We start from the raw sequence: 6,077 nt of genomic DNA on the forward strand, positions 1-6,077 counted from the left end.
ACGATGGATAAAAAAACAGCTCGTCTACGTCGTGCTAAACGCACTCGTAGAAATTATATTGAACAAGGCACAACGCGTCTTGTTATCCACCGCACGCCACGTCACATTTACGCTCAAGTAGTTAATGCTGAGGGTACTGTACTGGCTGCTGCTTCTACTGTTGAGAAAGCTATTAGCGAAACAGTTAAAGGCACAGGCAACGTTTCAGCTGCACAAGCAGTTGGTAAAGCGGTTGCAGAACGTGCGGCTGACAAAGGCATCGAAAAGATTGCTTTTGATCGCAGTGGCTTTAAATATCACGGCCGTGTGAAGGCGCTAGCTGATGCTGCGCGTGAAGCCGGTTTGCAATTCTAGGAGTAGACAATGGCTAACGTAGAAGCAAAGCAACAACAGCCTGATTTAGCTGAAAAGCTAATCGCGGTAAACCGTGTGTCTAAAGTAGTTAAAGGTGGTCGTATCTTTAGCTTCACTGCACTAACTGTAGTTGGTGATGGCGCAGGTAAAGTAGGTTTTGGTTATGGTAAAGCTCGTGAAGTTCCAGCTGCTATTCAAAAAGCAATGGAAAAAGCACGTCGCAACATGATCAATGTAGACCTAAATGGCAACACATTACAGCATCCTGTTAAAGGACGTCATGCTGGCTCACAAGTGTTCATGAAACCAGCATCTGAAGGTACTGGTATCATCGCAGGTGGTGCTATGCGTGCAGTACTAGAAGTTACTGGTGTGCAGAACGTACTTTCTAAATGTTACGGTTCTACCAACCCGATCAACGTAGTACGTGCAACGATTCAAGCTCTAGAGAACATGAACTCTCCTGAGTCAATCGCTGCTAAACGTGGTCTGCGCGTAGACGAAATTCTGGGGTAACCATGGCAAATAAAACTGTAAAAGTAACACAAGTAAAGAGCTCTATCGGTCGTTTACCGAAGCATAAAGCTACATTACGCGGTCTTGGTTTACGTCGTATCAACCACACTGTTGAGTTAGAAGACACAGCATGTGTACGTGGTATGATCAACCGAGTTTCTTACATGGTTAAGGTAGAGGGTTAATTTCATGCATTTGAATACACTTTCACCTGCTGCAGGTTCTAAAACTGCTCCAAAACGTGTTGGTCGTGGTATCGGTTCTGGTCTTGGTAAGACTGGTGGCCGTGGTCACAAAGGTCAAAAATCACGTTCTGGCGGTAAAGTACGCGTTGGTTTTGAAGGCGGTCAAATGCCTATGCAACGTCGTCTACCTAAATTTGGTTTCACTTCACGCAAATCGTTAGTATCTGCAGAAGTAAACCTTTTTGAAATCGCTAAAGTTGAAGGCGATGTGGTAGACCTAAACGCGTTACAAGCAGCTGGTCTAGTTAAAAAGAACGTTCTGTTCGTTAAAGTTGTTAAATCTGGCGAAGTTTCACGCGCTGTTACCGTTAAAGGCCTTAAGGCTTCTAAAGGTGCTCGCGAAGCTATTGAAGCTGCCGGAGGCAAGGTAGAAGACTAAGGAAGTACTAATGGCTAAACCAGGTCAAGATACACAAAGTGCACAAAGTGGACTTTCGGAATTGAAGCGTCGATTACTATTTGTTTTAGGTGCTATCATTATTTACCGTCTAGGTTCATTTGTGCCAATCCCTGGGATTGACGCCGCTGTACTTGCCGATTTCTTCGAGCAACAAAAGGGCACCATTGTTGAGATGTTCAACATGTTTAGCGGTGGTGCGCTTGAGCGAGCTTCAGTGTTAGCACTGGGTATTATGCCGTATATCTCGGCTTCGATTATTACGCAACTATTAACGCATATGTATCCTCCGTTTATAGAGCTTAAGAAAGAAGGTGAGCAAGGGCGTAAAAAAATTAGCCAGTACACACGCTACGGCACGCTTGTGCTTGCTACTATCCAATCAATCGGTATTGCAACTAGCTTACCGGGCATGATGGAAGGGTTAGTTGTTAACCCGGGTCTCGGTTTCTATTTCACCGCAGTGGTGAGTTTAGTAACTGGTACTATGTTCCTAATGTGGTTGGGCGAACAAATAACAGAACGCGGTATCGGTAACGGTATCTCAGTTCTAATATTTGTTGGTATTGTAGCTAACCTGCCGTCTGCTATTGGTTCGACAGCCGAAATGGCGCGCCAAGGTGATTTGAATGTTTTTGTACTGTTGATGGTTGCGGTTATAGTATTCGCTGTTACTTATCTTGTAGTGTTTTTCGAACGTGGACAACGTCGTATCGTTGTTAACTACGCTAAACGCCAACAAGGTCGTCAAGTATTTGCTGCTCAAAGCACGCATTTACCACTAAAAGTAAACATGGCGGGTGTTATTCCACCAATCTTCGCTAGCAGTATAATTCTGTTCCCTGGTACAATTGCAAGCTGGTTCGGCCAGGGTGAAGGTCCGGTCGCTGATGTGCTACAAGCTATTGCAACAACGTTGACTCCAGGTCAGCCTTTGTATGCGATGGTGCTAGCAGCAGCTATCATCTTCTTCTGCTTTTTCTACACAGCGTTGGTTTTTAACCCGCGTGAGACAGCAGACAACCTGAAGAAATCTGGCGCATTTATCCCAGGTATTCGTCCAGGTGAGCAGACATCTAAATACATTGATAAAGTGATGACACGCCTGACATTGGCAGGTGCTTTGTATATAACCTTTATCTGTCTGGTGCCCGAATTCATGACTATGGCATGGCAAACGCCATTCTATTTCGGCGGTACATCAATTTTGATTATCGTTGTAGTAATCATGGACTTTATGGCACAAGTACAGACTCACCTGATGTCACATCAGTATGATTCTGTGCTGAAAAAAGCGAACCTTAAAGGCTACGGCCGATAAGGTCAGTTTACGGAGTTGAGCAATGAAAGTACGTGCTTCCGTTAAGAAAATATGCCGTAACTGTAAAGTTATTAAACGTGCTGGTGTAGTACGCGTAATTTGCAGTGAGCCTAAGCATAAGCAAAGGCAAGGCTAAGTAAACAGTCGTGCAGGCTGAGATTTCTCGGCCTGTGTTTTTAGTTGTGATTTGGTCTTCGTTTGAGTATCCTTACGGGCTTTTCAAACTTTTGATTACCAAATTCAAATATAGGAGATGTGTTAGTGGCCCGTATCGCTGGCATTAACGTCCCTGATCATAAACATGCAGTTATTGGTTTAACAGCTATTTATGGCATAGGTAAGACTCGCTCTAAGGCTATCTTAGAAGCGACTGGTATCGCCGAGACCACAAAAATCGGTGAACTTTCAGACGAAACTCTTGACGTACTGCGTGATGCAGTTGGCAAGTACACTGTAGAAGGTGACCTTCGTCGTGAAGTTACTCTAAATATCAAGCGCCTTATGGACCTTGGTTGTTTCCGTGGCCTACGTCACCGTCGCTCTTTACCACTACGTGGTCAAAGAACAAAGACTAACGCGCGTACCCGTAAGGGTCCTCGTAAGCCTATTAAGCGATAAGGGGATAGTATTATGGCTAAGACACCAATTCGTCGTAAAAAGGTTAAAAAGCAAGTTGCTGATGGTATGGCTCATGTTCATGCGTCTTTCAACAACACTATTGTAACAATTACCGACCGTCAAGGTAATGCACTATCATGGGCTACTGCCGGTGGTTCAGGTTTCCGTGGTTCACGTAAATCTACACCATTTGCTGCTCAGGTTGCTGCAGAGCGTGCAGGTACTGCTGCTCAAGAATACGGTTTAAAAAATCTAGAAGTTTTCATTAAAGGTCCAGGTCCAGGTCGTGAATCTGCTGTACGTGCTTTGAATGCTGCTGGTTACCGTATCACCAACATTACTGACGTGACGCCAATACCACACAATGGTTGTCGTCCACCGAAGAAACGTCGCGTTTAACAATAGGTTAGGAGAAATAACATGGCAAGATATTTGGGCCCTAAGCTCAAGCTGAGTCGTCGTGAAGGTACTGACCTGTTCCTTAAGAGCGGCGTAAGAGCTATCGACTCTAAGTGTAAACTTGAGACTGCACCTGGTCAGCACGGCGCTCGTAAAGGTCGCTTATCTGATTACGGTTTACAATTACGTGAAAAGCAAAAAGTACGTCGTATCTACGGTGTATTAGAAAAGCAATTCCGTAATTACTACAAAGAAGCTGCTCGCCTTAAAGGTAATACAGGTGAAAACTTGTTACAGCTTTTAGAGCAACGTTTAGACAATGTTGTATATCGCATGGGTTTTGCTAGCACACGCGCTGAAGCACGTCAGTTAGTAAGCCACAAAGCGATTTTAGTTAATGGTCGTGTTGTGAACATTCCTTCATACGTAATTGCTCCAGAAGATACTGTAGTAATCCGTGAGAAGTCTAAAACACAAGCACGTATCATCGCTGCTCTAGAGTTGGCTGAGCAACGTGAAAAGCCGACTTGGGTTGAAGTTGACGGTAAGAAATTGGAAGGTAGCTTCAAGCGCCTACCTGAGCGTTCAGATCTGTCTGCGGACATTAATGAACAACTAATCGTCGAACTTTACTCTAAGTAAAGTTAAGAGTTAAGAGAGGATAAAATGCAGGGTTCTGTTACAGAATTTCTAAAACCAAGGTTAGTCGATATCGACGCTATCAACCCAACGCGTTCTAAAGTAGTTTTAGAACCACTAGAGCGTGGCTTTGGCCATACTCTGGGTAATGCCTTACGCCGTATACTGTTATCATCTATGCCTGGATGTGCAGTAACTGAAGTTGAAATCGACGGTGTATTGCATGAGTACAGCGCGAAAGAAGGCGTACAAGAAGACATCATTGAAATACTACTAAACCTAAAAGGTCTAGCAGTAACGTTAGAAGGCAAAGATGAAGTTTTTCTGACCCTGACTAAATCTGGTGTAGGCCCTGTGACTGCGGCTGATATTCAGCACGATGGCGATGTAACAATTGCTAATCCAGATCACGTTATTTGTCATTTAACGACAGATAGCAGCGAGATCAGCATGCGTATTCGTGTTGAGCGTGGTCGTGGTTATGTGCCGGCATCTAGTCGTTTATCCTCTGATGACGATGAGCGTCCAATTGGTCGATTGCTGCTTGATGCATCATTCAGCCCAGTTGAACGTATTGCGTACTCGGTTGAATCAGCCCGTGTTGAGCAACGTACAGACTTAGACAAGTTAATCATTGATATGGAAACAAACGGCACCTTAGATCCTGAAGAAGCGATCCGCCGTGCGTCTACTATCTTAGCTGAGCAATTAGATGCATTCGTAGATTTACGTGATGTAACTGAGCCAGAAGAGAAAGAAGAGAAGCCAGAATTCGATCCTATTCTACTTCGTCCAGTTGATGATCTTGAACTAACAGTACGTTCAGCAAACTGTTTGAAAGCCGAGCAAATTCAATATATCGGTGATTTAGTTCAGCGCACTGAAGTTGAGCTTCTTAAAACGCCTAACCTAGGCAAGAAGTCTCTAACTGAAATAAAAGACGTGCTAGCTTCACGTGGTCTTTCTCTAGGCATGCGCCTAGAAAATTGGCCGCCTGCAAGCCTAGCTGAATAATCTAAATCACTATATTAGTTTAGTTAGAAGGATAGGGTCATGCGCCATCGTAAGAGTGGTCGTCAATTAAACCGTAACAGTAGCCATCGTAAAGCGATGTTCAGCAATATGGCAGGTTCTTTGGTGAAACATGAAATCATCAAAACTACTTTGCCTAAAGCGAAAGAGTTACGCCGTGTAATTGAACCTTTAATCACACTGGCTAAGACTGACAGTGTAGCAAATCGCCGTTTAGCGTTTGCTCGCACGCGTGATAATGAAGTAGTTGGTAAATTGTTCAGCGAAATCGGTCCTCGTAATACAGACCGTCCAGGTGGTTACACTCGTATTCTTAAGTGTGGCTTCCGTGCTGGTGATAATGCACCAATGGCTTATATTGAACTAGTAGGTCGCCCAGCGACTAACGAAGAAGTTCAAGAAGACGCGCAGTCTGCAGAGTAAGTCTTTAAAGAGACACCAAAAAGCCGAGCTTAATGCTCGGCTTTTTAATGCCTAAAATTTGACATCCCTCCAAATAGTTACTTGATAATTACCTATTACCTATTACCTATTACCTATTACCTATTACCTATTA

General features: G+C 44.0%; 11 protein-coding genes. All 11 read left to right on the forward strand.

Annotated elements, in window-relative coordinates; genetic code table 11:
* The first annotated feature begins 3 nt into the window (after positions 1 to 3).
* The 11 genes from rplR (at position 4) to rplQ (ending at position 5,944) form a co-directional block, all read left to right on the forward strand.
* A complete protein-coding gene (gene rplR, locus AN390_RS15580; RefSeq protein WP_004589205.1) occupies positions 4 to 354 on the forward strand; it encodes a 50S ribosomal protein L18 in 351 nt (116 codons plus the stop codon).
* 9 nt (positions 355 to 363) lie between these two features.
* A complete protein-coding gene (gene rpsE / locus AN390_RS15585; protein WP_004589204.1) occupies positions 364 to 870 on the forward strand; it encodes a 30S ribosomal protein S5 in 507 nt (168 codons plus the stop codon).
* 2 nt (positions 871 to 872) lie between these two features.
* On the forward strand, positions 873 to 1,055 hold the full coding sequence (gene rpmD / locus AN390_RS15590) for a 50S ribosomal protein L30 (RefSeq protein ID WP_004589203.1): 183 nt from the start codon (positions 873 to 875) through the stop codon (positions 1,053 to 1,055).
* A 4-nt stretch (positions 1,056 to 1,059) separates the two neighbouring features.
* A complete protein-coding gene (gene rplO / locus AN390_RS15595) occupies positions 1,060 to 1,494 on the forward strand; it encodes a 50S ribosomal protein L15 (protein ID WP_004589202.1) in 435 nt (144 codons plus the stop codon).
* A 10-nt stretch (positions 1,495 to 1,504) separates the two neighbouring features.
* Positions 1,505 to 2,833, forward strand: coding sequence for a preprotein translocase subunit SecY (secY, locus tag AN390_RS15600; protein ID WP_004589201.1), 1,329 nt, complete (start codon positions 1,505 to 1,507; stop codon positions 2,831 to 2,833).
* A 22-nt stretch (positions 2,834 to 2,855) separates the two neighbouring features.
* Positions 2,856 to 2,969 carry a 50S ribosomal protein L36 gene (rpmJ, locus tag AN390_RS19700; RefSeq protein WP_002959476.1) on the forward strand — a complete coding sequence of 38 codons (114 nt, stop codon included), beginning with the start codon at positions 2,856 to 2,858 and terminating at the stop codon, positions 2,967 to 2,969.
* A 125-nt stretch (positions 2,970 to 3,094) separates the two neighbouring features.
* A complete protein-coding gene (rpsM, locus tag AN390_RS15605; RefSeq protein WP_004589200.1) occupies positions 3,095 to 3,451 on the forward strand; it encodes a 30S ribosomal protein S13 in 357 nt (118 codons plus the stop codon).
* Positions 3,452 to 3,463: 12 nt separating this feature from the next.
* Positions 3,464 to 3,850 (forward strand): 30S ribosomal protein S11, encoded by a 387-nt coding sequence (gene rpsK, locus AN390_RS15610; RefSeq protein ID WP_002959471.1) that lies wholly within the window; start codon positions 3,464 to 3,466, stop codon positions 3,848 to 3,850.
* Positions 3,851 to 3,871: 21 nt separating this feature from the next.
* Positions 3,872 to 4,492 (forward strand): 30S ribosomal protein S4, encoded by a 621-nt coding sequence (rpsD, locus tag AN390_RS15615; protein WP_004589199.1) that lies wholly within the window; start codon positions 3,872 to 3,874, stop codon positions 4,490 to 4,492.
* A 24-nt stretch (positions 4,493 to 4,516) separates the two neighbouring features.
* Positions 4,517 to 5,503, forward strand: a complete 987-nt coding sequence (locus AN390_RS15620) for a DNA-directed RNA polymerase subunit alpha (protein ID WP_004589198.1) — start codon at positions 4,517 to 4,519, stop codon at positions 5,501 to 5,503.
* A 39-nt stretch (positions 5,504 to 5,542) separates the two neighbouring features.
* Positions 5,543 to 5,944 carry a 50S ribosomal protein L17 gene (rplQ, locus tag AN390_RS15625; RefSeq protein WP_004589197.1) on the forward strand — a complete coding sequence of 134 codons (402 nt, stop codon included), beginning with the start codon at positions 5,543 to 5,545 and terminating at the stop codon, positions 5,942 to 5,944.
* Positions 5,945 to 6,077 lie beyond the last annotated feature (133 nt).

The sequence above is a fragment of the Pseudoalteromonas sp. P1-11 genome (assembly GCF_001399995.1).
GTDB classification, from domain to species: Bacteria; Pseudomonadota; Gammaproteobacteria; order Enterobacterales; family Alteromonadaceae; genus Pseudoalteromonas; species Pseudoalteromonas atlantica.